Raw genomic sequence first — 24320 nt, 5'->3', positions numbered from 1 at the left:
CTTAAAGTAAAGAGAAGTGTTCCGCCACCGGGCCGAGCGCCAGTGCGGGGATAAAGGTCAGGGCGCCGACCAGCAGGACGGTGCCGATCAGCAGGCCGATAAACAGCGCATCGTGGGTGGCGAGCGTCCCGGAGCTGGCTGGCTGAATTTTCTTATTCACCAGCGACCCGGCAATCGCCATCACCGGGACGATCACCCCGAAGCGGCCCACCAGCATGCAGAACGCCAGCAGCAGGTTCCAGAAGGTCGTGCCGGCGCTTAAGCCGCCGAAGGCGCTGCCGTTGTTGTTGGCCGCCGAGGTGACCGCGTACAACACCTCGCTAAAGCCATGCGGCCCAGGATTCAGCATGGCGCTGCGTCCGGCTTCGGTCATCATCGCCAGCGCGGTGCCGAGCAGTACCAGCGTCGGGGTCACCAGAATCGCCAGCGCGATCATTTTCATTTCGCGCACGTCGATTTTCTTGCCGAGATATTCCGGCGTGCGGCCAATCATCAGCCCGGCGATAAATACCGCCAGCATGACGAACAGCAGCATGCCGTACAGCCCGGAGCCCACGCCGCCGAAGACCACCTCGCCAATCTGCATCAGCCACATCGGCACCATGCCGCCCAGCGCGGTGAAGGAATCATGCATCGCGTTGACCGCGCCGCAGGAGGCCGCAGTAGTGACTACCGCAAACAGGCTGCTGGCGAGAATGCCAAAGCGGCTCTCTTTCCCTTCCATATTCAGGCTGCTGTCGGCGCCAAGGCTGAGCAGATGCGGATTTCCGCGGGTTTCCGCCCACATCACCACCGCCACGCAGACCACGAAAATCAGCGCCATCGCCCACAGGATGGCGCGCCCCTGACGGCGATCGCCGACCGCTTCGCCAAAGGCAAAACACAGCGCCGCCGGGATCAGGAAGATCGCCAGCATCTGCACCAGGTTGGTTAACGCCGTCGGGTTCTCAAACGGATGCGATGAGTTGGCATTAAAGAAACCGCCGCCGTTGGTACCGAGCATTTTGATTGCTTCCTGCGAGGCGACCGGCCCCATCGGCAGCCACTGGCGAACGCCTTCCAGGCTGGTGAATGGCTGATAAGCCTGCAGGTTCTGCGGCACGCCCTGTTGCACAAAGAACAGCGCGATCAGCAGAGAAAGAGGCAGTAGCAGCCACAGCGTAATGCGGGTCAGGTCGACCCAGGCGTTGCCGAGGGTGCTGACTTTTTGTCGCGCCCAGGCGCGGGTCAGTACGAAGATCACCGCAATACCGGTCGCGGCCGACAGGAAGTTTTGCACCGCCAGGCCCGCCATCTGGCTGAGATAGCTCATGGTGGTTTCCCCGGCGTAGGCCTGCCAGTTAGTGTTGCTGACGAAGCTTACCGCGGTATTCAACGCTAAATCCCATGACAGGTTGGGGAAGTGCTGCGGATTGAACGGCAGCCACCCCTGACACATTAGCAGCGCCATCAGCGCCGCGAGACCAATAGCGTTAAACAGCACAATGGCTATCAGGTACTGCCGCCAGTCCATCTCCTGGCTGCGAATCCCCGCCAGCCGCCAGATACCGCGCTCAACGCCGGCAAGCCCTGGAAGCGGGACGTCGTTGATCATTTTCGCCAGCAGCGAACCGAGTGGCCGCGCCAGCACCAGCAGTACCAGCAGGAAGCTGGCGATAAGTAAGAACCCTTGCGCGGCCATCAGAACGCCTCCGCATGTATCAGGGCATAGACCAGATACGCCAGCAGCAGGAACACCAGCGTTACGCCGGCAATGATGCCTGTAGTCACTTTCCACCTCCGGGTGTGTCTCTTATTGATATACCGAGAGGGTAGGAATTTCGGCGCAAAGATTTCGCAAAAATCGCCGCGGGCGGTGTAAAAAAAGTATAAAAATGGCTAAAGGCACAATTTAACTAATGATTAGTATTAATTTAACTTTTTTGTAACCCAATTACGCCGTGAATGTAAATTAAGTATAAATAAGTGCTTTTTAGTGGTCGGATGAGTAGTAAAATTACAACCAGCGCGGTACTATTTGTGCAGACAAACATTGTGACATTTACCGGCGTTGCTTGCCGGCCTGACAAAGGGGAGAGAAATTATGGCGTTGTACAAAGCTTATCCTGCTCACATTATCCTGATGCGTCGCGCTTTCGCCGTCGTGGCCGGGGTTGCTGCGCTGCCGGTGATGCTGTTCTGGAAAGATCGTGCCCGTTACTACAGCTGGCTGCACCGCGTATGGGCGAAAACCAGTGAGCAGCCGGTATGGATGGCGCAGGCGGAAAAAGCCGCGCACGATTTCTACTAATCCGCGCTGCTGCGACGAATATAGAAACCGCCGGTTGACGACCGGCGGTTTTTTTTCGTCTGCTGTCTACACTTAGCTTTCACGCGCCGTGGCAGAATTGGCAGGTGCTTATTTTGCCGCAGCGCGCTATTTTGCCGGCCTGAGTGATGAGTTTTGCTTACGGAGAGTGAGGAGTTTTATGGCCACCCATCTGGTCTGGTTTCGCATGGATTTACGCCTTCACGATAATCTGGCGCTGGCCGCCGCCTGCCGAGACCCGCAGGCGCAGGTGCTGGCGCTGTATATCGCCACGCCAGAGCAGTGGCGCCAACATTATATGGCGCCGCGCCAGGCGGCCTTTATCGCCAGCCATTTACGCAGCCTGCACGCGGCATTAGCGGAACGCGGTATTCCGCTGCTGGTAGAAGAAGCGGACGATTTCGCCGCCAGCATCGAGCTGCTGACGCGCTTCTGTAAACAGCACCAGGTGAGCCATCTATTTTATAACTATCAGTATGAGTTTAATGAGCGCCGGCGCGACGCCGGTGTTGAGAAAAGCCTGACAGAAGTTACCTGTCAGGGGTTTGACGACAGCGTGCTGTTGCCGCCGGGCAGCGTGATGACCGGCAACCGCGAGATGTATAAAGTCTTTACGCCGTTTAAAAATGCCTTTATCCGCCGCCTGCGTGAAGGGCTGCCGGAGTGCGTGGCGGCGCCTAAACCACGCCCGTCAGCCGCCCGTCAGGCGCCGCCGCTGCCTGAAATCAACTATCCGCAAACGGCATTTGACACCGATCTGTTCGCGGCGGATGAAAAAACAGCGCTCGCTCGATTGCGCGCGTTTTGCCAGCAGCCGGCGGCGGATTACGATCAGCAGCGCGATTTCCCGGCAATAGAAGGAACCAGCAGGCTATCGCCGTGTCTCGCGGTAGGCGTACTGTCGCCGCGCCAGTGCCTGCATCGCTTGCTACGGGAGCAGCCCGGCGCGCTGGATGGCGAAGCGGGCGCAAGCTGGCTGAACGAGCTTATCTGGCGCGAGTTCTATCGTCATCTGATGGTTTACTACCCGAAACTGTGTAAAGGCCGGCCCTTTGTCGCCTGGACCGACAAGGTCGCCTGGCGCAGCAATGAGGATGAACTGCGGGCCTGGCAACAGGGGCAAACCGGTTTCCCCATCGTCGATGCCGCCATGCGGCAGCTTAACGCCACCGGCTGGATGCACAACCGCCTGCGGATGATTGTCGCCAGCTTCCTGGCGAAAGACCTGCGCCTCGACTGGCGGCAAGGCGAGCGCTATTTCATGAGCCAACTGATCGACGGCGATTTGGCGGCCAACAACGGCGGCTGGCAGTGGGCGGCCTCGACCGGTACCGACGCAGCCCCTTACTTTCGTATTTTCAATCCGACGACCCAGGGGGAGAAGTTTGATAAGCAGGGCGAGTTTATTCGCCGCTGGCTGCCGGAACTGGCGGAAGTACCAGAGAAAGCGCTGCATCAGCCGTGGCTGTGGGCGGATAAACAGGGGGTAGCGCTGAAGTATCCGCGCCCGCTGGTTGACCATAAGCAGGCGCGGCTGGAGACGCTGGCGGCCTGGGAAGCCGCCAGATAGTTTTTATTCTACCGCCAGTTGGCGGGTTTTGACCTTCACGGAGTGATACAGCCAGATGACCAGCACCAGGCCGACGCAGGCCAGCGCGCCCCAGGTGATCTGGCTGAAGACGTCGATATAGGCTTCAATCGAATAGTTAACCGCGCCGGCGGCATCAAACGACGCCTGCGACGTCTGGTCGGCGATGACGCCGGCCAGATAGTTGGCGATCGCCCCGGAAAGCAGCATATAGATACCGGTCAGCACTCCGGTGACGCCGGGGATTTCGATACGGGTGATTTGCGACATCGCTACCGGATCGATAAACAGTTCGGCGAAACCCATCACCGCCAGCCCCAGTACCATTAGCGGCATGGAGGAGTGGCCATACGCGGCCGACCAGCGGGCGCTTAAGGTCAGAATGCAGAACCCGGCGCTCATTAGCCCGAGACCGAGGGCGAATTTCCCCCAGATACGCACGGTGCGGTTGCCCTTGATGTTCTCTTTAACCAGCCATGCCAGCACCATACCGCAGAGCATCACCGCAAAGGCGTTAACCGACTGGAACATCGCGGTTGGTACTTCATAGCTCATGACGTGGCGGTTCACGAAACGGTCGATATAGAGGCTGATGGAGCTGCCGCCCTGCTGGGCGAAGGCCCAGAACAGCAGGCTAAAACCGGTGAGGACGATAATCAGGCGCAGCTCTTTACGCTGTTTGTCGTTCTCCGCGCGCAGATAAATGCGCGCCAGTACCGCCAGGCCAATCACCGTCGCGACGATCAGCGCATACACCGACCACTCCTGCCAGAACAAGACGGTAATCAGCAGCGGCGTCGCCACCAGCAAAACCAGCAGCCAGCCCCAGTTTGGCAGGACAAAGGTCCGCGCGCGCAGCGCCTCGCGGTTAACGCCGGTGGTATGGCGGAAGTGGCGACCGCCGCAGAGGAAAATCACCAGTCCGGCAATCATGCCGACTGCGGCCAGCGCAAAGCCCATCGCCCAGCTGTACTCTTCCTGCACGTAGCCGCAGGCGATAGGCGCGATGATCGAACCAATATTCCCCGCGGCGTACATCAGCGAGAAGCCGCCATCGCGGCGCGGATCGGTCGGCTCGTACAGTTCGCCAAGCAGGCAGCTAACGTTGGATTTAAACAGTCCGTAACCGCAAACGATAATCGCCAGCGACAGATACAGGAAGGTGGGAGCGACTTCGCTGGCGCCGAGCACCAGGTGACCGATAGCCATGAGTAGCGCGCCGAGCATCACCGCCATGCGGTTGCCGAGCAGTTTGTCGGCGAGGAAGCCGCCGAGAATAGGGGTGACGTAGACCAGGGAGCAGTAGGCGCTAAACAGGGTGTAGGCGTGGTTATCGTCGTACTTGAGCTGGTTGGTGAGGTACAGGATTAACAGCGCCCGCATGCCGTAAAAACTGAAGTATTCCCAAATTTGCAGCGCAACGACGTAATAAATCGCCCGTGGCTGTGAAGTTTGTCTGTTCATGTAACGTTCATTTCCTGGCCGTAAAACGAAAGTCGATCTTTCTGCATGAATAGCGTTTGTCTGGTGTTATTCATGGCCTAAATGGCTTTCTGGTTATTTAATATGCTTTATAAGTGCATAAATATACACTAATGCGCGGTGAGGGGAAGAGACAATTTGGGCGATTACGCGAATGGCTGAAATGGACCCTTTGGCGTCGCTATCGACGACTCGGGCGGATGTGGTTATGTTATAGGTTTGTGCAAACTGATTTTCTGATGGAGCGGCAATGAAAAATAGCGAACTGGAACAATTAATTAACGAAAAACTGAATAGCGCGGCCATCAGTGATTACGCCCCGAACGGCCTGCAGGTGGAAGGGCGGGAGACGGTGCGGAAAATCGTCACCGGCGTTACCGCCAGCCAGGCGCTACTTGATGAAGCCGTTCGTCTGCAGGCGGATGCGGTGATTGTGCATCACGGTTACTTCTGGAAAGGCGAGTCGCCGGTGATCCGCGGCATGAAGCGCAATCGGCTGAAAACGCTGCTGGCCAACGATATCAACCTTTATGGCTGGCATTTACCGCTGGATACGCATCCGGAACTGGGCAATAACGCCCAGCTGGCGCAGCTGCTGGGGATCAATGTAATGGGGGAAATCGAACCATTGGTGCCGTGGGGCGAGCTTTCTATGCCGGTATCCGGGCTGGAACTGGCATCGTGGATTGAAGCGCGATTAGGGCGTAAACCGCTGTGGTGCGGCGATACCGGGCCGGACAAAGTTACCCGCGTCGCCTGGTGTACCGGCGGCGGCCAGAGCTTTATCGATAGCGCGGCCCGCTTTGGCGTCGATGCCTTTATTACCGGCGAAGTGTCTGAGCAGACGATTCATTCCGCCCGTGAGCAGGGGTTGCATTTTTATGCCGCCGGCCATCATGCCACCGAGCGCGGCGGTATTCGCGCCCTGAGCGAGTGGCTGACGGAAAATACCGACCTGGACGTCACCTTTATTGATATCCCTAACCCGGCCTGATGAGAGAGAAAAAAGTGCAGCGAGCGCGTTGTTATCTATTAGGTGAAACGGCGGTGGTCCTGGAGCTTGAGCCTCCGGTGACCCTGGAGAGCCAAAAACGTATCTGGGGCCTGACGCAGCGGTTGACCGATCGCGAAGAGGTGGTTGAAGTGATCCCGGGGATGAACAACATCACCGTTGTGCTGCGTCGTCCGCAGGAGATGGCGTGGGAGGCGATTGACAAGCTGCAGCGCTGGTGGGAAGAGAGCGATGCGCTGGAGCCGGAATCCCGTGAGATAAGTATCCCGGTTATCTACGGCGGCGAGGCGGGGCCAGACCTTGGCGACGTCGCGCGCCATAGCGGGTTGAGCGAAAAGCAGGTGGTGGAGCTGCACTCTTCGGTGGAGTACATGGTGTGGTTTCTGGGTTTCCAGCCGGGGTTTCCGTACTTTGGCGGCCTGCCGGAGCAGCTGGCGATGCCGCGTCGCGCCGAGCCGCGCGTACTGGTACCGGCGGGATCGGTAGGTATCGGCGGATCGCAAACCGGTATTTATCCGCTGGCGACGCCGGGCGGCTGGCAGCTGCTGGGTCGCACGCCGCTGGCATTATTCGATCCAAAACGTGAAGAGCCGGTGCTGCTGCGTTCTGGCGATCGCGTGCGCTTTGTGCCGCAGAAGGAGGGGGTATGTTGAAATTTATCCGCGCCGGCATGTACACCTCGGTCCAGGATGGCGGCCGGGAAGGCCAGCGCCAGTGGGGAATTAGCCGCTGCGGCGCGCTGGATAAACCGGCAATGACTATTGCCAATCTGCTGGTGGGCAATGCGCCGGAGACGGCGGCGCTGGAAATTACGCTGGGTCAGGTCGATGTACAGTTTACCCGCCATTGCTGGTTCGCGTTGACCGGAGCCGCCTGTGAAGCGACGCTCGACGGCGCGCCGGTCTGGTTGGGCTGGCGAATGGAAGCGAAGGCCGGGCAGCGGCTGGTGTTGAAAACTCCGCAGCATGGGATCCGCAGCTACCTGGCGGTGGCGGGCGGTATCGACGTGCCTGAAGTTTTAGGTTCCCGCTCTACCGATCTGAAAGTCGGTATCGGCGGAATCGAAGGGCGCCGGTTGCAGGATGGCGATCAATTGAAGATTGGGAAATCCTCCCGCCGCTTTAGCGCCTCGCGCGGCGTTAAACAGCTACCGACCGGTAATATCATTCGCGCGCTGCCGGGGCCGGAGTATCACGAATTCGACAGCGTGTCGCAGGAGTCTTTCTGGCGTTCGCCGTGGCGCCTTAGCCCGCAGAGCAACCGTATGGGCTACCGCCTGCAGGGCCAGCCGCTCAAACGCACAACCGACCGGGAAATGCTCTCCCATGGCCTGCTGCCCGGGGTGGTACAGGTGCCGCATAACGGCCAGCCGATTGTGTTGATGAACGATGCGCAGACCACCGGCGGCTATCCGCGTATAGCCTGCATTATTGAAGCCGATATGTACCAACTGGCGCAAATTCCGCTGGGTCAGCCGATCCATTTCGTCCCCTGTTCGCTGGAAGAAGCGCTGAAAGCGCGCGCCGACCAGCAGCGTTACCTTGAACAACTGGCCTGGAGATTAAGCGATGAAAATTGATTTAAATGCCGACCTCGGCGAAGGCTGCGCCAGCGATAGCGCGCTGCTGCAGCTGGTCTCTTCCGCCAATATCGCCTGCGGCTTTCACGCCGGTGATGCGCTGCTCATGCAGCAGTGCGTGCGCGAGGCGCTGAAAAACGGCGTTGCTATTGGCGCGCACCCAAGCTTCCCGGACCGGGAAAATTTCGGCCGCACCGCGATGCAGTTACCGCCAGAGACGGTCTACGCCCAGGTGCTGTACCAAATTGGCGCGCTGGCGGCGATTGTACATGCCCAGGGCGGCGAGCTGCGGCACGTCAAACCGCACGGCATGTTGTACAACCAGGCGGCGAAAGAGCCACCGCTGGCCGATGCCATCGCTCGCGCGGTGCACGATGCCGACGCCGGGCTGGTACTGGTCGGGCTGGCGGGGAGCGAGCTTATCCGCGCCGGACAGCGCTATCAGCTGACGACGCGCCAGGAAGTCTTCGCCGATCGCGGTTATCTCGCTGACGGTAGCCTGGTGCCGCGCAGCCAGCCGGGCGCGCTGATTGAGAGCGAAGAACAGGCGTTGGCGCAAACGCTGGAAATGGTGCAGCACAACCGGGTGCGCAGCCTGAGCGGCGAATGGGCGCATGTGAAGGCGGAAACGGTCTGCCTGCATGGCGATGGCGCTCATGCGCTCGATTTCGCCCGACGCTTGCGCGCTGCTTTCGCAGGGCGCAATATCGACGTCAGCGCGGACATTGATTAATAGTCCGCCTTAGTATTATTAATAATAATTAAATCAAATAACTAACAACACTCACAACTCAACAGGACGTTATTATGCAAGAGGTGATATCCCTCTGGCCGCTGATCGGCATTGCCGTGATTGTGGTCGGTTTTCTATTACGCTTTAACCCGGTGCTGGTGGTGATTATCTCCGGGATCGTCACCGGCGTGGCGGCGCATATGCCAATAGCCACTATTCTGGAGAAACTGGGCGAGGGCTTCCTCAATACCCGTAATCTGCCGTTTATTCTGCTGTTGCCGCTGGCGGTGATCGGGCTGCTGGAGCGCCATGGTCTGAAAGAGCGGGCGCAGGCGTGGATCGCGAAGATCCATAGCGCGACTGCCGGACGACTGCTGATCGTCTATCTTTTCGTGCGCGAAGCCACCGCCGCCCTGGGCTTGACCAGCCTCGGCGGACATCCGCAAATGGTGCGCCCGCTGCTGGCGCCGATGGCGGAAGGGGCGGCGGAAAAGCGCTTTGGCCCGCTGCCGGGCAATGTGCGCTACCGGCTGCGCGCAATGTCGGCGGCGACCGACAACGTTGGCCTGTTCTTCGGTGAAGATATTTTTGTCGCCTTTGGCGCGATCATCTTCATGCACAACTTTATGCTGGAGTCGGGCGGGATCCAGACCGAGCCGTTGCATATTGCCCTGTGGGGGATCCCGACGGCGATCTGCGCCTTCCTGATCCACGCCGCGCGCCTGTGGCGCCTCGATCGCCATCTCCAGCGCGAGCTGGACCGGGTTAACGCCGGGCAGGCGAAAGGCGGTGCGGCATGAACTTCCAACAAACGTATTTATATTGGCTGGCCGGCGCGGTACTGCTGGTCGTGGCTATCATGTCCTGGCGCGACAAAAGCAATCCGCGGCGCCTGACAACCGGCCTGTTCTGGGGCCTGTACGGGCTGGTGTTCTTGCTCGGCGACTGGACGTATCAACTGGTGGGCGATAAGCGTACGGTGAATATCGCCGTCGGCGGGGTGGTGGTGGTACTGGCGCTGATCGCTGGCTTTGGCGGTGTGCGCCTCGGCAGCTACCATCAGCGTACCCAGGAAGAGAAAACTGCCAGCGCGAAACGCCTCGGCAACAAACTTTTCTATCCGGCGCTGGCGATCCCGGTCGTCACCGTCATTGGCGTACTGCTGTTTAACAATCTGCCTTCATGGCAGGTGGCGCTCTTCGGGCCGGGCAACCACGCGACGCTGATTACCCTGTTCTCGATGACCGTCGGTACGCTGATTGGCCTGGCGATGGCGATTCGTATGACCCATGAAACGGTGGCGCAGCCGATGCAGGAAGCGCGCCGTTTGCTGGATTCCGTCGGCTGGGCCTTTATCCTGCCGCAAATCCTCGCGGTGCTGGGGCTGCTATTTACCGCGGCGGGCGTCGGAACCAGCATTTCATGGCTGACCGAGCACTATCTGGCGGTAGATAACCGCTTTATCGCCGTGGCCGTGTACGCCATCGGCATGGCGGTGTTGACGATGGTGATGGGCAACGCCTTTGCCGCTTTCCCGATCGTGACCGCCGGGGTTGGCATTCCGATTTTAGTCCTGCAGCATGGCGGCAATCCGGCGGTAATGGCGGCGATTGGTATGTTTTCCGGCTACTGCGGTACGCTGATGACGCCGATGGCGGCGAACTTTAATATCGTACCGGCGGCGCTGCTTGAACTGCCGGATAAAAACGCGGTGATTAAAGCCCAGGTGCCGACCGGTATCCTGCTGCTGATCGTCAACGTATTCTTACTCTATTTCCTGATGTTCCTGTAAGGAGGGATGATGGCTGGCGTATTAATTACCGGTTTTGAGCCGTTCGGCGGCGAAACGGTTAATCCTTCGTGGGAAGTGGTTAAGCAGCTTGATGGCGCGATTATTCGCGGACAGCAGGTGGTGGCTAAACAGTTACCCTGCGTGTTCGGCGAGGCGCTGACGGCGCTGAAGGCCGCGCTGGAGACTTATCAACCGCAGCTGACGATTGCCGTCGGGCAGGCCGGCGGCCGTGTCGATATTACCGTCGAACGTGTGGCTATCAACGTCGATGATGCGCGGATCCCCGACAATAAAGGGCAGCAGCCGATCGATGAGCCGATCGTCGTTGATGGCCCCGCGGCCTGCTTCAGCACGCTACCGATCAAAGCGATCGTTAGCGCGCTGCGCCAGCAGGGGATCCCGGCCTCGGTGTCGCAAACCGCGGGCACTTTTGTCTGCAATCACGTGATGTATGGTTTGCTGCATCAGTTGCAGGGAAAAAGCGGGCAGAAGGGCGGTTTTATCCATATTCCGTATCTGCCTGAACAGGCGGCGGCCCACCCTGGCGAGCCGAGTATGTCGGTCGCGACGGTACGCGCGGCACTGGAAACGGCGATTGCCGTCGCTCTTGAACAGAATGACGATGTCAAAATTGGCGGCGGCGCCACGCACTAATAGAAGGACGATACTATGCCTGAAGGCCCGGAGATCCGCCGTGCGGCGGATAACCTGGAGGCGGCTATCAAAGGCGAACCGTTAACCGAAGCCTGGTTCGCCTTTCCACAGTTGCAACCCTATCAAAGCCAGTTGATTGGCCAGCGGGTGACCCATATCGCCACCCGCGGCAAGGCCCTGTTAACCCACTTATCCGGCGGATTGACGCTGTATAGCCATAACCAGCTATATGGCGTCTGGCGCGTGGTGGATGCCGGCGTTGAGCCGCAATCGAACCGCGTGCTGCGCGTCAGACTGCAGACCGCACGCAAGGCGATTTTGCTCTATAGCGCCTCGGAGATTGAGATATTGACGGCGCAACAGCTGGCCCATCATCCGTTTTTACAACGGGTCGGGCCGGATGTGCTGGATATGACGTTAACCGCCGGGCAGGTCAGAGAGCGGCTGTTATCGGCGAAATTTCGCAATCGCCAGTTTTCCGGCCTGTTGCTGGACCAGGCGTTTCTCGCCGGGCTCGGGAACTATCTGCGGGTAGAGATCCTGTGGCAGGTGGGGCTGACCGGGCAGCATAAAGCCGCCGAGCTCAATGAAACGCAGCTCGATGCGCTGGCGCACGCGCTGCTGGATATCCCGCGCCTTTCTTACCGTACCCGCGGCCAGGTGGATGAAAACAAACATCATGGCGCGCTGTTCCGCTTTAAGGTCTTTCATCGCGAGGGTGAGGCCTGCGAACGCTGCGGCAGCATCATTGAGAAAACGATGCTGTCATCGCGACCCTTTTACTGGTGCCCCGGCTGCCAGCACTAATGCCAGTTGTTGAGCGATTAAAATTTATTTGCACGTTTAAATAAAAAAATCGGGGAAGATCCCCGATTTTTTTATTGCTAACCCCGACAGGGTTAAAATTACTTCTTGAGATCGGACTTGAAATCGCGCTTCTGGTAGCCGGTATACAGCTGACGCGGACGGGCAATTTTCATACCGTCGCTGTGCATTTCGTTCCAGTGGGCAATCCAGCCGACGGTGCGCGCCATCGCGAAGATGACGGTAAACATCGAGGATGGAATACCCATCGCTTTCAGGATGATGCCGGAGTAGAAATCGACGTTCGGATACAGTTTCTTCTCGATGAAGTACGGGTCGTTGAGCGCGATATGCTCAAGTTCCATCGCCACTTCCAGCAGATCGTCCTTGGTGCCCAGCTCTTTCAGCACTTCGTGGCAGGTTTCACGCATAACGGTGGCGCGCGGATCGTAGTTCTTGTACACGCGATGGCCGAAGCCCATCAGGCGGAAAGAGTCATTCTTGTCTTTCGCGCGGCGCACGAATTCCGGAATGTGTTCAACGGAGCTGATCTCTTCCAGCATTTTCAGTGCGGCTTCGTTGGCGCCGCCGTGCGCCGGTCCCCACAGGGAGGCGATACCCGCAGCGATACAGGCGAACGGGTTAGCGCCGGAAGAGCCTGCGGTACGGACGGTAGAGGTTGATGCGTTCTGTTCGTGGTCAGCGTGCAGGATCAGGATACGGTCCATCGCGCGTTCCAGCACCGGGTTAACCTCGTAGGTTTCACACGGCGTGGAGAACATCATATTCAGGAAGTTACCCGCGTAGGAGAGATCGTTGCGCGGATACACGAAAGGCTGGCCGATAGAATACTTGTAACACATCGCTGCCATGGTCGGCATTTTGGACAGCAGACGATAGGCGGCGATTTCCCGGTGGCGCGGATTATTCACGTCCAGGGAGTCGTGATAGAACGCCGCCAGTGCGCCGGTAATACCGCACATCACCGCCATCGGGTGAGAGTCGCGGCGGAACGCGTGGAACAGACGGGTAATCTGTTCGTGGATCATGGTGTGGCGGGTAACGGTAGTTTTGAATTCGTCGTACTGCTGTTGAGTCGGTTTTTCGCCGTTCAACAGGATGTAGCACACTTCAAGATAATTTGACTCGGTAGCCAGCTGATCGATCGGGAAACCGCGGTGCAGCAGGATCCCCTCATCGCCGTCGATAAAAGTAATTTTAGATTCACACGAGGCTGTTGAAGTGAAACCGGGGTCGAAGGTGAAGACACCTTTTGAACCAAGACTACGAATATCAATAACATCCTGACCGAGCGTGCCTTTTAGCACATCAAGTTCAATAGCAGTGTCACCACCCAGGGTGATTTTTGCTTTAGCATCAGACATTTATGGTCTCCTTAGCGCCTTTTATTGCTTAAGACTGCCGGGTGGTGGATTTGCATTCGGCCCGAACCTGACTACGTTACCAGATTGTTATGTTGCTCACAGCTCTGTGTCGCGAAAATTGCAGGGTACAGAGCGCAGGCGCTTGATGGTACGTCTTCAGCCCGGGAGTGAAACGGCAGCAAATCAGCGTTTTAGCAGCCCGAATATTAAAACCTGTATACCACTAATAACTGTCCTGATTACATCGGTCAATACCATCACACTGTTACATAACTTATTCTCAGGTGAAAGAGTGACCCCATAACTTTTGGGCATTATTGCATTAATCTAGTAATGGTTGTAACAAGAATGTTTAATATTTGTCAAATCAGGTGATTAAAATTTAAAATAATGTTGTAATCGTGACCTTGATCACTGTTCCGGACAAAACCCGACAAACTATATGTAGGTTAATTGTAATGATTTTGTGAACGGCCTATACTGCCGCCAGGTCTCCGGAACACCCTGCAATCCCGAGCCACCCAGCGTTGTTTGGTCACGCTTTTACTCCTGGAAAGGGGTTTTAACATGACTTCTGGTTATAGAAAGGACGCTGTCTGACCCGCAAGCAGACCGGAGGAAGGAAACAATAAGAACAGCATGTGGGCGTTATTCATGGTAAGAAATGTGAAAAAACAAAGACCTGTCAATCTGGATCTACAAACGATTCGATTCCCAATCACGGCGATAGCGTCCATTCTCCATCGCGTATCCGGTGTGATCACTTTTGTGGCGGTCGGTATTCTGCTTTGGTTGCTGGGCACCAGCCTTTCCTCTCCGGAGGGCTTCCTGACGGCCGCTTCCATCATGAATAGCTTCTTCGTGAAGTTCATCATGTGGGGCATCCTCACCGCGCTGGCTTACCACGCCGTTGTCGGTATCCGCCATCTGCTGATGGACTTTGGCTATCTGGAAGAAACCCTCGAAGCAGGGACACGCTCCGCCAAAATTTCTTTTGTTATTACTGTCGTGCTTTCACTTCTCGCAGGAGTCCTCGTATGGTAAGCAACGCCTCAGCACTGGGACGCAACGGCGTACATGACTTTATTCTGGTCCGTGCTACCGCCATCGTTCTGACCCTCTACATCATCTACATGGTTGGCTTCTTCGCCACCTCCGGTGAGATCTCCTGGGAAATCTGGACCGGATTCTTCTCCTCCGCGTTCACCAAAGTCTTTACCCTGCTGGCTCTCGTTTCCATCCTGATTCACGCCTGGATCGGTATGTGGCAGGTGTTGACGGACTACGTTAAACCACTGGCCGTGCGCTTAGTTCTGCAACTGATTATCGTTGTGGCGCTGGTGGCTTACGTTCTTTATGGATTTGTTGTGGTGTGGGGTGTGTAATGAAATTGCCAGTCAGAGAATTTGATGCAGTTGTAATTGGTGCCGGCGGCGCAGGTATGCGCGCGGCGCTGCAGATTTCCCAGAGCGGACAGACCTGTGCGCTGCTCTCTAAAGTTTTCCCTACCCGTTCCCATACCGTTTCCGCGCAGGGTGGCATCACCGTCGCGCTCGGTAATACCCATGAAGATAACTGGGAATGGCACATGTACGACACCGTAAAAGGGTCGGACTATATCGGCGACCAGGACGCCATCGAATATATGTGTAAGACCGGCCCGGAAGCGATTCTTGAGCTGGAACATATGGGCCTGCCGTTCTCCCGTCTTGATGACGGCCGTATTTATCAGCGTCCGTTTGGCGGCCAGTCGAAAAACTTCGGCGGCGAGCAGGCGGCACGCACCGCGGCGGCGGCCGACCGTACCGGTCACGCGCTGCTGCACACCCTGTATCAACAGAACCTGAAAAACCACACCACTATCTTCTCCGAATGGTATGCCCTCGATCTGGTGAAAAACCAGGACGGCGCGGTGGTTGGTTGTACCGCACTGTGCATCGAAACCGGTGAAGTGGTGTACTTCAAAGCCCGCGCTACCGTGCTGGCGACCGGCGGCGCAGGCCGTATTTATCAATCCACCACCAACGCCCACATCAACACCGGCGACGGCGTCGGTATGGCTCTGCGCGCGGGCGTTCCGGTGCAGGATATGGAAATGTGGCAGTTCCACCCGACCGGTATCGCCGGGGCAGGGGTGCTGGTCACCGAAGGTTGCCGCGGCGAAGGCGGTTACCTGCTGAACAAACACGGCGAGCGCTTCATGGAGCGTTATGCGCCGAACGCGAAAGACCTGGCGGGTCGTGACGTGGTGGCGCGTTCCATCATGATCGAAATCCGCGAAGGCCGCGGCTGCGATGGTCCGTGGGGCCCGCACGCTAAGCTGAAACTGGATCACCTGGGTAAAGAAGTGCTGGAATCCCGTCTGCCGGGCATTCTTGAACTGTCTCGTACCTTTGCCCACGTTGACCCGGTTAAAGAACCGATTCCGGTTATCCCAACCTGCCACTACATGATGGGCGGTATTCCGACCAAAGTAACTGGCCAGGCGCTGACCGTGAACGAGAAGGGCGAAGATGTGGTGATCCCGGGCCTGTTCGCCGTTGGCGAAATCGCCTGCGTATCGGTACACGGCGCCAACCGTCTGGGCGGCAACTCGCTGCTGGACCTGGTGGTCTTCGGCCGCGCGGCGGGTCTGCATCTGCAGGAATCCATCGCCGAGCAGGGCGCGCTGCGCGCTGCCAGCGAGTCCGATGTCGAAGCTTCCCTGGACCGCCTCAACCGTTGGAACAACACCCGTTCCGGTGAAGACCCGGTCGCTATCCGCAAAGCGCTGCAGGAATGTATGCAGCATAACTTCTCGGTCTTCCGTGAAGGCGACGCGATGCATAAAGGTCTGGAACAGCTGAAAGAGATCCGTGAGCGTCTGAAAAATGCGCGCCTGGACGACACTTCCAGCGAGTTCAATACCCAGCGCGTCGAGTGTCTGGAGCTGGATAACCTGATGGAAACCGCGTATTCCACGGCGGTATCCGCTAACTTCCGTACCGAAAGCCGCGGCGCGCATAGCCGCTTCGACTTCCCGGAACGTGATGATGAAAACTGGCTGTGCCATTCCCTGTATCTGCCAGAGTCGGAATCCATGACGCGTCGAGCGGTCAACATGGAACCGAAACTGCGTCCGGCATTCCCGCCGAAGATTCGTACTTATTAATGCGGAGACAGGAATATGAAACTCGAGTTTTCAATTTATCGCTATAACCCGGATGTTGACGACGCTCCGCATATGCAGGATTACACCCTCGATGCGGAAGAAGGTCGCGACATGATGCTGCTGGATGCGCTTATCCAGCTGAAAGAAAAAGATCCGTCGCTGTCGTTCCGCCGCTCCTGCCGTGAAGGGGTGTGCGGTTCCGATGGTCTGAACATGAACGGTAAAAATGGTCTGGCGTGCATCACGCCGATCTCCGCGCTGAATCAGCCGGGTAAGAAAATTGTTATCCGTCCGCTGCCTGGATTGCCGGTTATCCGCGATTTGGTGGTAGACATGGGGCAATTCTACGCACAATATGAGAAGATCAAGCCTTACTTATTGAATAATGGGCAAAATCCTCCGGCTCGCGAGCATCTGCAGATGCCTGAGCAGCGCGAGAAACTCGATGGTCTGTACGAGTGTATTCTGTGCGCATGTTGTTCGACCTCTTGCCCGTCGTTCTGGTGGAACCCGGACAAGTTCATCGGCCCGGCAGGCCTTCTGGCCGCGTATCGCTTCCTGATCGACAGCCGCGATACCGAAACCAGCGAGCGTCTGGAAGGTCTGAGCGATGCTTTCAGCGTATTCCGCTGTCACAGCATTATGAACTGCGTCAGTGTTTGTCCTAAGGGATTGAACCCAACGCGCGCCATCGGCCATATTAAGTCGATGCTGTTGCAGCGCAGCGCGTAAGCAACACGGTCTGTCCCGGATGGCGCTTGCGCTTATCCGGGCTACCAAAGCAGTAGCCCCGGCAAGCGTTAGCGCCGCCGGGGATATAGCAGGAAATCTTTAAAAACCGCCACAAGATGTACCAGTAATGTGTAGGCCTGATAAGCGAAGCGCCATCAGGCAATAGAGATAGCAGGAAACCTCTAAAAACTGCCCCTGATAGTTAGACAGTTTTTAAAGGTTCCTTAGCGGATAGAAACCACAACTCGTCCGCAACAAGTGAACCCCGGCACGTGCACTCGGTGTGCGTGGTAGTTTCTACGGCGAAATAAGCATAAAAATGCTTAAGGGATCACGATGCAGAACGGCGCAATGAAAGCCTGGCTGGACTCTTCTTACCTCTCTGGTTCGAACCAGAGCTGGATAGAACAGCTCTATGAAGACTTCTTAACCGATCCTGACTCTGTTGACGCCAACTGGCGTTCGATGTTCCAGCAGTTACCTGGCACCGGAGTTAAACCGGATCAATTTCATTCGAAAACACGTGATTATTTCCGTCGACTGGCGAAGGATGCCTCACGTTACACTTCTTCGATATCCGACCCTGATACCAATGTGAAGCAGGTTAAAGTCCTGCAGCTCATCAACGCATACCGCTTCCGCGGTCACCAGCAGGCGAATCTCGATCCGCTGGGACTGTGGCAGCAAGAGAGAGTGGCGGATCTCGATCCGGCTTACCACGATCTCACCGAGGCCGATTTCCAGGAAAGCTATAACGTAGGTTCTTTCGCCATCGGAAAAGACACGATGAAGCTGGGCGACCTGATCGCGGCGCTTAAGCAAACCTACTGCGGCTCCATCGGCGCGGAATACATGCACATCACCTCTACTGAAGAAAAACGCTGGATCCAGCAGCGCATTGAGTCAGTAGCAGGCAAAGCGAGCTTCACCGCGGAAGAGAAAAAGCGCTTCCTGAGCGAACTGACCGCCGCGGAAGGCCTGGAGCGCTACCTCGGCGCCAAATTCCCGGGCGCGAAACGCTTCTCGCTGGAAGGCGGCGATGCGTTAATCCCGATGCTCAAAGAGATCATCCGTCACGCCGGTAAGAGCGGCACCCGTGAAGTGGTGCTGGGCATGGCGCACCGTGGTCGTCTGAACGTACTGGTCAACGTGCTGGGTAAAAAACCGCAGGACCTGTTTGACGAATTCGCGGGCAAACATAAAGAACACCTCGGCACCGGCGACGTGAAGTACCACATGGGCTTCTCTTCCGATATGGAAACCGAAGGCGGTCTGGTTCACCTGGCGCTGGCGTTTAACCCGTCGCACCTGGAAATCGTCAGCCCGGTGGTTATCGGCTCCGTACGCGCCCGTCTGGATCGTCTGGACGAGCCGAGCAGCAACAAAGTTCTGCCAATCACCATCCACGGCGACGCCGCGGTAGCCGGCCAGGGCGTAGTTCAGGAAACCCTGAACATGTCCAAAGCGCGTGGTTACGAAGTGGGCGGTACCGTGCGCATCGTTATCAACAACCAGGTTGGCTTCACCACGTCCAACCCGCTGGATGCGCGTTCTACGCCGTACTGCACCGATATCGGTAAGATGGTTCAGGCGCCGATTTTCCACGTTAACGCGGATGACCCGGAAGCGGTCGCTTTCGTTACCCGTCTGGCGCTGGATTTCCGTAATACCTTCAAACGCGATGTCTTCATCGACCTGGTGTGCTACCGCCGTCACGGCCACAACGAAGCCGACGAGCCGAGCGCAACCCAGCCGCTGATGTACCAGAAAATCAAAAAGCATCCGACTCCGCGCAAAATCTACGCTGACAAGCTGGAGCAGGACAAAGTCGCGACGCTGGAAGACGCTACCGAACAGGTTAACCTCTACCGCGATGCGCTGGATGCCGGCGATTGCGTGGTAGAAGAGTGGCGTCCGATGAACATGCACTCCTTTACCTGGTCTCCGTACCTCAACCATGAGTGGGATGAGAGCTACCCGGATAAAGTTGAGCCAAAACGCCTGCAAGAGCTGGCCAAACGCATCAGTACGGTGCCGGAAACCGTTGAGATGCAGTCTCGCGTAGCGAAAATCTACGGCGACCGCCAGCTGATGGCCGCCGGTGAGAAGCCGTTCGACTGGGGCGCGGCGGAAAACCTGGCGTACGCCACCCTGGTTGACGAAGGGATTCCGGTACGTCTGTCCGGCGAAGACTCCGGTCGCGGTACCTTCTTCCACCGTCATGCGGTTATCCATAACCAGAGCAACGGCTCTACCTATACGCCGCTGCAGAACGTACACAACGGCCAGGGCCAGTTCCGCGTCTGGGACTCCGTGCTGTCTGAAGAAGCGGTGCTGGCGTTCGAATACGGTTACGCCACCGCGGAACCACGCACCCTGACCATCTGGGAAGCGCAGTTCGGCGACTTCGCCAACGGTGCGCAGGTCGTTATTGACCAGTTCATCAGCTCCGGCGAGCAGAAATGGGGCCGGATGTGCGGCCTGGTGATGCTGCTGCCGCACGGCTATGAAGGGCAGGGCCCGGAGCACTCCTCCGCGCGTCTGGAACGCTATCTGCAGCTGTGCGCTGAGCAGAACATGCAGGTTTGCGTACCGTCCACTCCGGCACAGGTTTACCACATGCTGCGTCGTCAGGCGCTGCGCGGTATGCGCCGTCCGCTGGTGGTGATGTCGCCGAAATCTCTGCTGCGCCACCCGCTGGCGGTTTCCAGCATGGATGAACTGGCGAACGGCACCTTTATGCCGGCTATCGGCGAAATCGACGAGCTCGATCCGCAAGCCGTGAAACGCGTCGTACTGTGCTCTGGTAAGGTTTACTACGACCTGCTGGAACAGCGCCGTAAAAACGAGCAAAAAGATGTCGCCATCGTGCGTATCGAACAGCTCTATCCGTTCCCGCATCAGGCGGTACAGGAAGCGCTGAAAGCTTATTCGCACGTCCACGATTTTGTCTGGTGCCAGGAAGAGCCGCTCAACCAGGGCGCATGGTACTGCAGCCAGCACCACCTTCGTGAAGTAGTTCCATTTGGGGCCTCTCTGCGTTATGCAGGCCGCCCGGCCTCCGCCTCTCCGGCGGTAGGGTATATGTCCGTTCACCAGAAACAGCAACAAGATCTGGTCAATGACGCGCTGAACGTCGATTAATTAAAGGATACACAATGAGTAGCGTAGATATTCTGGTTCCCGACCTTCCTGAGTCCGTAGCTGACGCAACCGTCGCCACCTGGCACAAAAAACCGGGCGACGCGGTAGTCCGCGACGAAGTTCTGGTCGAAATCGAAACTGACAAAGTGGTACTGGAAGTACCGGCATCAGCGGACGGCATTCTGGATGCAGTACTGGAAGACGAAGGCGCCACCGTGCTGTCTCGTCAGATTCTGGGCCGCCTGCGTGAAGGCAACAGCGCCGGTAAAGCCGCTGATGCGAAAGCTGATACTAAAGAGTCCACCCCGGCTCAGCGTCAGCAAGCGTCTCTGGAAGAGCAAAGCAACGACGCGCTTAGCCCGGCTATCCGTCGCCTGTTGGCTGAACACAGCCTCGACGCGGCGGCGATTAAAGGCACCGGCGTTGGCGGCCGTCTGACCCGCGAAGACGTTGAGAAGCATCTGGCGAGCGCGCCGGCGAAAGCTGAAGCGAAAGCGCCAGCCGCTGCTGCGGCGCCGGTTGCGCAACTGGGCCACCGCTCTGAAAAACGCGTACCGATGACCCGTCTGCGCAAACGCGTTGCCGAGCGTCTGCTGGAAGCGAAAAACTCTACCGCCATGCTGACGACGTTCAACGAAGTCAACATGAAGCCGATTATGGATCTGCGTAAGCAGTACGGCGAAGCGTTCGAAAAACGTCACGGTATCCGTCTGGGCTTCATGTCCTTCTACGTGAAAGCGGTGGTTGAAGCGCTGAAACGCTACCCGGAAGTGAACGCTTCCATCGATGGCGATGACGTGGTTTATCACAACTACTTCGACGTGAGCATGGCGGTTTCTACGCCGCGCGGCCTGGTGACTCCGGTTCTGCGTGACGTTGACCTGCTGGGCATGGCGGATATCGAAAAGAATATTAAAGAGCTGGCAGTGAAAGGCCGTGACGGCAAGCTGACCGTAGATGACCTGACCGGCGGTAACTTCACCATTACCAACGGCGGCGTATTCGGTTCTCTGATGTCCACGCCGATCATCAACCCACCGCAGAGCGCCATCCTGGGTATGCATGCCATTAAAGACCGTCCGATGGCGGTGAATGGCAAGGTAGAAATTCTGCCGATGATGTACCTGGCGCTCTCCTACGACCACCGTCTGATCGATGGACGTGAATCGGTAGGCTTCCTGGTAGCGATTAAAGAGCTGCTGGAAGATCCGACTCGTCTGCTGCTGGACGTGTAGTCAGTAAGAGTATTACCTACCGTAGGCCGGATAAGGCGTTCGCGCCGCCATCCGGCGTTGATGAGATGCCTGATGGCGACGCTTGCGCGTCTTATCAGGCCTACAGGTTTAAAGATAATTATTACCTGAAGGATGGACTGAACACATGAACTTACATGAATATCAGGCAAAACAACTTTTTGCCCGCTATGGCTTACCGGCGCCGGTGGGTTATGCCTGTACTACTCCGCGTGAAGCAGAAGAAGCCGCCTCAAAAATCGGCGCGGGTCCGTGGGTAGTGAAATGTCAGGTTCACGCTGGTGGCCGCGGTAAAGCGGGCGGTGTGAAAGTAGTTAAGAGCAAAGAAGAGATTCGCGCTTTTGCTGAGCATTGGCTGGGCAAACGCCTGGTGACTTACCAAACAGATGCTAACGGCCAGCCGGTAAACCAGATTCTGGTTGAAGCGGCGACCGACATTGATAAAGAGCTGTATCTGGGCGCGGTTGTTGACCGTAGCTCCCGTCGCGTGGTGTTCATGGCGTCTACCGAAGGCGGCGTGGAAATCGAAAAAGTGGCGGAAGAAACCCCGCACCTGATCCACAAGATCGCTATCGATCCGCTGGCGGGCCCGATGCCTTACCAGGGTCGTGAACTGGCGTTCAAACTGGGTCTGGAAGGCAAACAGGTTCAGCAGTTCACCAAGATCTTCATGGGTCTGGCGACCATCTTCCTGGAGCGCGACCTGGCGCTGATCGAAATCAACCCGCTGGTTATCACCAAGCAGGGCGACCTGATCTGCCTCGACGGCAAACTGGGCGCTGACGGCAACGCGCTGTTCCGCCAGCCGGATCTGCGTGAAATGCGCGACCAGTCTCAGGAAGATCCGCGCGAAGCTCAGGCGGCGCAGTGGGAGCTGAACTACGTTGCTCTCGACGGCAACATCGGTTGCATGGTTAACGGCGCAGGCCTGGCGATGGGCACCATGGACATCGTTAAGCTGCACGGCGGCGAACCGGCTAACTTCCTCGACGTTGGCGGCGGCGCCACCAAAGAGCGCGTAACCGAAGCGTTCAAAATCATCCTCTCTGACGACAACGTTAAAGCGGTTCTGGTTAACATCTTCGGCGGTATCGTTCGTTGCGACCTGATCGCTGACGGCATCATCGGCGCGGTTGAAGAAGTGGGTGTTAACGTACCGGTTGTTGTACGTCTCGAAGGTAACAACGCCGAACTGGGCGCGAAAAAACTGGCTGACAGCGGCCTGAATATTATTGCAGCGAAAAGTCTGACGGACGCAGCACAGCAGGTTGTTGCCGCAGTGGAGGGGAAATAATGTCAGTTTTAATTAATAAAGACACCAAGGTTATCTGCCAGGGCTTTACCGGTAGCCAGGGTACATTCCACTCTGAACAAGCGATCGCTTACGGCACTCAGATGGTTGGCGGCGTAACGCCAGGTAAAGGCGGCACCACTCACCTGGGCCTGCCGGTATTTAACACCGTGCGTGAAGCCGTGGAAGCCACCGGCGCGACTGCGACCGTTATCTACGTTCCGGCGCCGTTCTGCAAAGACTCCATTCTGGAAGCTATCGACGCGGGCATTAAGCTGATTATCACTATCACTGAAGGTATCCCGACCCTGGATATGCTGACCGTGAAAGTGAAGCTGGACGAAGCTGGCGTTCGCATGATCGGCCCGAACTGCCCGGGCGTTATCACTCCGGGCGAATGCAAAATCGGCATCATGCCGGGTCACATCCACAAGCCGGGTAAAGTGGGCATCGTTTCCCGTTCCGGTACCCTGACCTATGAAGCGGTTAAGCAGACCACCGACTATGGCTTCGGCCAGTCTACCTGCGTCGGTATCGGCGGCGACCCGATCCCGGGCTCCAACTTCATCGATATCTTGAAAATGTTCCAGGAAGACCCGCAGACCGAAGCGATCGTCATGATCGGTGAAATCGGCGGCAGCGCGGAAGAAGAAGCGGCAGCTTACATTAAAGAGCACGTGACTAAGCCGGTTGTCGGCTACATCGCGGGCGTTACCGCGCCGAAAGGCAAGCGTATGGGCCACGCAGGCGCCATCATCGCTGGCGGTAAAGGTACTGCTGATGAGAAATTTGCTGCGCTGGAAGCGGCCGGTGTGAAAACCGTTCGCAGCCTGGCGGATATCGGCGAAGCGCTGAAAGCTATCATCAAGTAAACCCTCACTGCTCTCAGGAGCAGACTAATGTCCGATTTCGACATGGTTGGCCACCATCAGGTGGCCTTTTTTTGCCTTGTCGTCAGCCGCAGGCGCTCTCTTACGTTAAAAAACGCTATTCTATTGATTTGATGAATATTATTGGGAATAATCACTCGCCGCTTGTCCAGGGGAGGGGAGGTGGTTAATTTTATGTGAAAATAAACAGGAAAACGCAGACGTTATTTTTTGCATTTCGATTGGGAAAAATAGTGTGACCGGTCTAACATTATTAGGATCGCATCATTTCTTGCCTTAAATTGGTTAAAGTTAAAATTATATTACCTATAATTCTCATTTCCCCCTTTTTAGTAACCGCTAGCGGCAGACTTTAAACACATTTTTAACATCAATTTCACCGTTATTCTTTATTGCGCCACATAATTAACATAAGAAGAAAAAATTGATTTATATCAATGCTTAATCCTTGGAAAAAATCACCAAAAAACGTTAAATTGTCGCAAATCAAATTGGCCTATTCCGGGCATTTTCGCTATATAT

General features: G+C 57.0%; 23 protein-coding genes. 18 read left to right on the top strand and 5 right to left on the bottom strand.

Going from position 1 to position 24320, the window contains the following annotated elements; genetic code table 11:
• Position 1: 1 nt before the first annotated feature.
• Both kdpA and kdpF read right to left on the bottom strand, forming a co-directional pair.
• Positions 2–1681, bottom strand: a complete 1680-nt coding sequence (gene kdpA, locus ABLV66_RS17990; protein WP_348877000.1) for a potassium-transporting ATPase subunit KdpA — start codon at positions 1679–1681, stop codon at positions 2–4.
• Positions 1681–1770, bottom strand: a complete 90-nt coding sequence (gene kdpF / locus ABLV66_RS17985; protein ID WP_020079348.1) for a K(+)-transporting ATPase subunit F — start codon at positions 1768–1770, stop codon at positions 1681–1683. The genes kdpA and kdpF overlap by 1 nt, the downstream gene beginning before the upstream one ends.
• A gap of 313 nt (positions 1771–2083) precedes the next feature.
• Between kdpF and ABLV66_RS17980 the strand changes: the two genes are divergently transcribed.
• Positions 2084–2290 carry a DUF2517 family protein gene (locus ABLV66_RS17980; RefSeq protein WP_015367687.1) on the top strand — a complete coding sequence of 69 codons (207 nt, stop codon included), beginning with the start codon at positions 2084–2086 and terminating at the stop codon, positions 2288–2290.
• Between the two features lie 178 nt (positions 2291–2468).
• A complete protein-coding gene (phrB, locus tag ABLV66_RS17975) occupies positions 2469–3878 on the top strand; it encodes a deoxyribodipyrimidine photo-lyase (RefSeq protein WP_348876999.1) in 1410 nt (469 codons plus the stop codon).
• A 3-nt stretch (positions 3879–3881) separates the two neighbouring features.
• Here the strand turns inward: phrB and dtpD are convergent, their stop codons facing one another.
• Positions 3882–5360 (bottom strand): dipeptide permease DtpD, encoded by a 1479-nt coding sequence (gene dtpD, locus ABLV66_RS17970; protein ID WP_047049237.1) that lies wholly within the window; start codon positions 5358–5360, stop codon positions 3882–3884.
• Between the two features lie 268 nt (positions 5361–5628).
• Between dtpD and ybgI the strand changes: the two genes are divergently transcribed.
• The 8 genes from ybgI (at position 5629) to nei (ending at position 11955) form a co-directional block, all read left to right on the top strand.
• On the top strand, positions 5629–6372 hold the full coding sequence (gene ybgI, locus ABLV66_RS17965) for a radiation resistance protein YbgI (protein ID WP_348876998.1): 744 nt from the start codon (positions 5629–5631) through the stop codon (positions 6370–6372).
• Positions 6373–6386: 14 nt separating this feature from the next.
• Entirely contained in the window at positions 6387–7043 is a 657-nt protein-coding gene (pxpB, locus tag ABLV66_RS17960) for a 5-oxoprolinase subunit PxpB (RefSeq protein WP_004176857.1), read from the top strand.
• Entirely contained in the window at positions 7037–7969 is a 933-nt protein-coding gene (gene pxpC, locus ABLV66_RS17955) for a 5-oxoprolinase subunit PxpC (protein WP_213797409.1), read from the top strand. Before pxpB ends, pxpC begins: the two co-directional genes overlap by 7 nt.
• The gene (pxpA, locus tag ABLV66_RS17950) at positions 7959–8702 is read left to right on the top strand and encodes a 5-oxoprolinase subunit PxpA (RefSeq protein WP_279924336.1); all 744 of its coding nucleotides are present in this window, start codon (positions 7959–7961) and stop codon (positions 8700–8702) included. Before pxpC ends, pxpA begins: the two co-directional genes overlap by 11 nt.
• A gap of 74 nt (positions 8703–8776) precedes the next feature.
• Entirely contained in the window at positions 8777–9502 is a 726-nt protein-coding gene (locus ABLV66_RS17945; protein WP_045393033.1) for a DUF969 domain-containing protein, read from the top strand.
• On the top strand, positions 9499–10494 hold the full coding sequence (locus ABLV66_RS17940; RefSeq protein WP_047049226.1) for a DUF979 domain-containing protein: 996 nt from the start codon (positions 9499–9501) through the stop codon (positions 10492–10494). The genes ABLV66_RS17945 and ABLV66_RS17940 overlap by 4 nt, the downstream gene beginning before the upstream one ends.
• Positions 10495–10503: 9 nt before the next feature.
• Positions 10504–11148 (top strand): pyroglutamyl-peptidase I, encoded by a 645-nt coding sequence (gene pcp / locus ABLV66_RS17935; RefSeq protein ID WP_348876997.1) that lies wholly within the window; start codon positions 10504–10506, stop codon positions 11146–11148.
• 15 nt (positions 11149–11163) lie between these two features.
• Positions 11164–11955 carry an endonuclease VIII gene (gene nei / locus ABLV66_RS17930; protein ID WP_348876996.1) on the top strand — a complete coding sequence of 264 codons (792 nt, stop codon included), beginning with the start codon at positions 11164–11166 and terminating at the stop codon, positions 11953–11955.
• Positions 11956–12053: 98 nt separating this feature from the next.
• Here the strand turns inward: nei and gltA are convergent, their stop codons facing one another.
• The gene (gene gltA / locus ABLV66_RS17925) at positions 12054–13337 is read right to left on the bottom strand and encodes a citrate synthase (protein WP_015367676.1); all 1284 of its coding nucleotides are present in this window, start codon (positions 13335–13337) and stop codon (positions 12054–12056) included.
• 183 nt (positions 13338–13520) lie between these two features.
• Positions 13521–13652, bottom strand: a complete 132-nt coding sequence (locus tag ABLV66_RS17920; RefSeq protein ID WP_418268990.1) for a hypothetical protein — start codon at positions 13650–13652, stop codon at positions 13521–13523.
• Positions 13653–13976: 324 nt separating this feature from the next.
• On the opposite strand from ABLV66_RS17920, the gene sdhC reads away from it, so the two are divergent.
• From sdhC to sucD, 8 genes are all read left to right on the top strand, one after another.
• Positions 13977–14381 (top strand): succinate dehydrogenase cytochrome b556 subunit, encoded by a 405-nt coding sequence (sdhC, locus tag ABLV66_RS17915; RefSeq protein ID WP_020079340.1) that lies wholly within the window; start codon positions 13977–13979, stop codon positions 14379–14381.
• Positions 14375–14722, top strand: coding sequence for a succinate dehydrogenase membrane anchor subunit (sdhD, locus tag ABLV66_RS17910; protein ID WP_015367674.1), 348 nt, complete (start codon positions 14375–14377; stop codon positions 14720–14722). Before sdhC ends, sdhD begins: the two co-directional genes overlap by 7 nt.
• On the top strand, positions 14722–16488 hold the full coding sequence (gene sdhA / locus ABLV66_RS17905) for a succinate dehydrogenase flavoprotein subunit (RefSeq protein ID WP_032707635.1): 1767 nt from the start codon (positions 14722–14724) through the stop codon (positions 16486–16488). The genes sdhD and sdhA overlap by 1 nt, the downstream gene beginning before the upstream one ends.
• 15 nt (positions 16489–16503) lie before the next feature.
• Entirely contained in the window at positions 16504–17220 is a 717-nt protein-coding gene (gene sdhB / locus ABLV66_RS17900) for a succinate dehydrogenase iron-sulfur subunit SdhB (protein WP_020079339.1), read from the top strand.
• A gap of 336 nt (positions 17221–17556) precedes the next feature.
• On the top strand, positions 17557–20364 hold the full coding sequence (gene sucA, locus ABLV66_RS17895; protein WP_047049217.1) for a 2-oxoglutarate dehydrogenase E1 component: 2808 nt from the start codon (positions 17557–17559) through the stop codon (positions 20362–20364).
• Positions 20365–20378: 14 nt separating this feature from the next.
• Positions 20379–21599 carry a 2-oxoglutarate dehydrogenase complex dihydrolipoyllysine-residue succinyltransferase gene (gene odhB, locus ABLV66_RS17890; protein WP_020079338.1) on the top strand — a complete coding sequence of 407 codons (1221 nt, stop codon included), beginning with the start codon at positions 20379–20381 and terminating at the stop codon, positions 21597–21599.
• A 145-nt stretch (positions 21600–21744) separates the two neighbouring features.
• On the top strand, positions 21745–22911 hold the full coding sequence (sucC, locus tag ABLV66_RS17885; protein ID WP_015367670.1) for an ADP-forming succinate--CoA ligase subunit beta: 1167 nt from the start codon (positions 21745–21747) through the stop codon (positions 22909–22911).
• Positions 22911–23780 (top strand): succinate--CoA ligase subunit alpha, encoded by an 870-nt coding sequence (gene sucD / locus ABLV66_RS17880; protein ID WP_015367669.1) that lies wholly within the window; start codon positions 22911–22913, stop codon positions 23778–23780. Before sucC ends, sucD begins: the two co-directional genes overlap by 1 nt.
• The last annotated feature ends 540 nt before the right edge of the window (positions 23781–24320 follow it).

The sequence above is a fragment of the Klebsiella sp. CN_Kp073 genome (genome assembly GCF_040065495.2).
In the GTDB taxonomy this organism is placed as follows: Bacteria; Pseudomonadota; Gammaproteobacteria; order Enterobacterales; family Enterobacteriaceae; genus Klebsiella; species Klebsiella aerogenes.
Note: the sequence above shows the minus strand (reverse complement) of the source record. Positions and strands in the feature narration are given on the sequence as shown.

Excerpts from the sequence above, each read along its gene's own strand:
- kdpA (WP_348877000.1), bottom strand. The coding sequence starts at position 1,681 with ATGGCCGCGCAAGGGTTCTTACTTATCGCCAGCTTCCTGCTGGTACTG.
- ABLV66_RS17980 (WP_015367687.1), top strand. The coding sequence starts at position 2,084 with ATGGCGTTGTACAAAGCTTATCCTGCTCACATTATCCTGATGCGTCGC.
- phrB (WP_348876999.1), top strand. The coding sequence starts at position 2,469 with ATGGCCACCCATCTGGTCTGGTTTCGCATGGATTTACGCCTTCACGAT.
- dtpD (WP_047049237.1), bottom strand. The coding sequence starts at position 5,360 with ATGAACAGACAAACTTCACAGCCACGGGCGATTTATTACGTCGTTGCG.
- ybgI (WP_348876998.1), top strand. The coding sequence starts at position 5,629 with ATGAAAAATAGCGAACTGGAACAATTAATTAACGAAAAACTGAATAGC.
- pxpC (WP_213797409.1), top strand. The coding sequence starts at position 7,037 with ATGTTGAAATTTATCCGCGCCGGCATGTACACCTCGGTCCAGGATGGC.
- pxpA (WP_279924336.1), top strand. The coding sequence starts at position 7,959 with ATGAAAATTGATTTAAATGCCGACCTCGGCGAAGGCTGCGCCAGCGAT.
- ABLV66_RS17945 (WP_045393033.1), top strand. The coding sequence starts at position 8,777 with ATGCAAGAGGTGATATCCCTCTGGCCGCTGATCGGCATTGCCGTGATT.
- ABLV66_RS17940 (WP_047049226.1), top strand. The coding sequence starts at position 9,499 with ATGAACTTCCAACAAACGTATTTATATTGGCTGGCCGGCGCGGTACTG.
- pcp (WP_348876997.1), top strand. The coding sequence starts at position 10,504 with ATGGCTGGCGTATTAATTACCGGTTTTGAGCCGTTCGGCGGCGAAACG.
- nei (WP_348876996.1), top strand. The coding sequence starts at position 11,164 with ATGCCTGAAGGCCCGGAGATCCGCCGTGCGGCGGATAACCTGGAGGCG.
- gltA (WP_015367676.1), bottom strand. The coding sequence starts at position 13,337 with ATGTCTGATGCTAAAGCAAAAATCACCCTGGGTGGTGACACTGCTATT.
- ABLV66_RS17920 (WP_418268990.1), bottom strand. The coding sequence starts at position 13,652 with ATGCCCAAAAGTTATGGGGTCACTCTTTCACCTGAGAATAAGTTATGT.
- sdhC (WP_020079340.1), top strand. The coding sequence starts at position 13,977 with ATGTGGGCGTTATTCATGGTAAGAAATGTGAAAAAACAAAGACCTGTC.
- sdhD (WP_015367674.1), top strand. The coding sequence starts at position 14,375 with ATGGTAAGCAACGCCTCAGCACTGGGACGCAACGGCGTACATGACTTT.
- sdhA (WP_032707635.1), top strand. The coding sequence starts at position 14,722 with ATGAAATTGCCAGTCAGAGAATTTGATGCAGTTGTAATTGGTGCCGGC.
- sdhB (WP_020079339.1), top strand. The coding sequence starts at position 16,504 with ATGAAACTCGAGTTTTCAATTTATCGCTATAACCCGGATGTTGACGAC.
- sucA (WP_047049217.1), top strand. The coding sequence starts at position 17,557 with ATGCAGAACGGCGCAATGAAAGCCTGGCTGGACTCTTCTTACCTCTCT.
- odhB (WP_020079338.1), top strand. The coding sequence starts at position 20,379 with ATGAGTAGCGTAGATATTCTGGTTCCCGACCTTCCTGAGTCCGTAGCT.
- sucC (WP_015367670.1), top strand. The coding sequence starts at position 21,745 with ATGAACTTACATGAATATCAGGCAAAACAACTTTTTGCCCGCTATGGC.
- sucD (WP_015367669.1), top strand. The coding sequence starts at position 22,911 with ATGTCAGTTTTAATTAATAAAGACACCAAGGTTATCTGCCAGGGCTTT.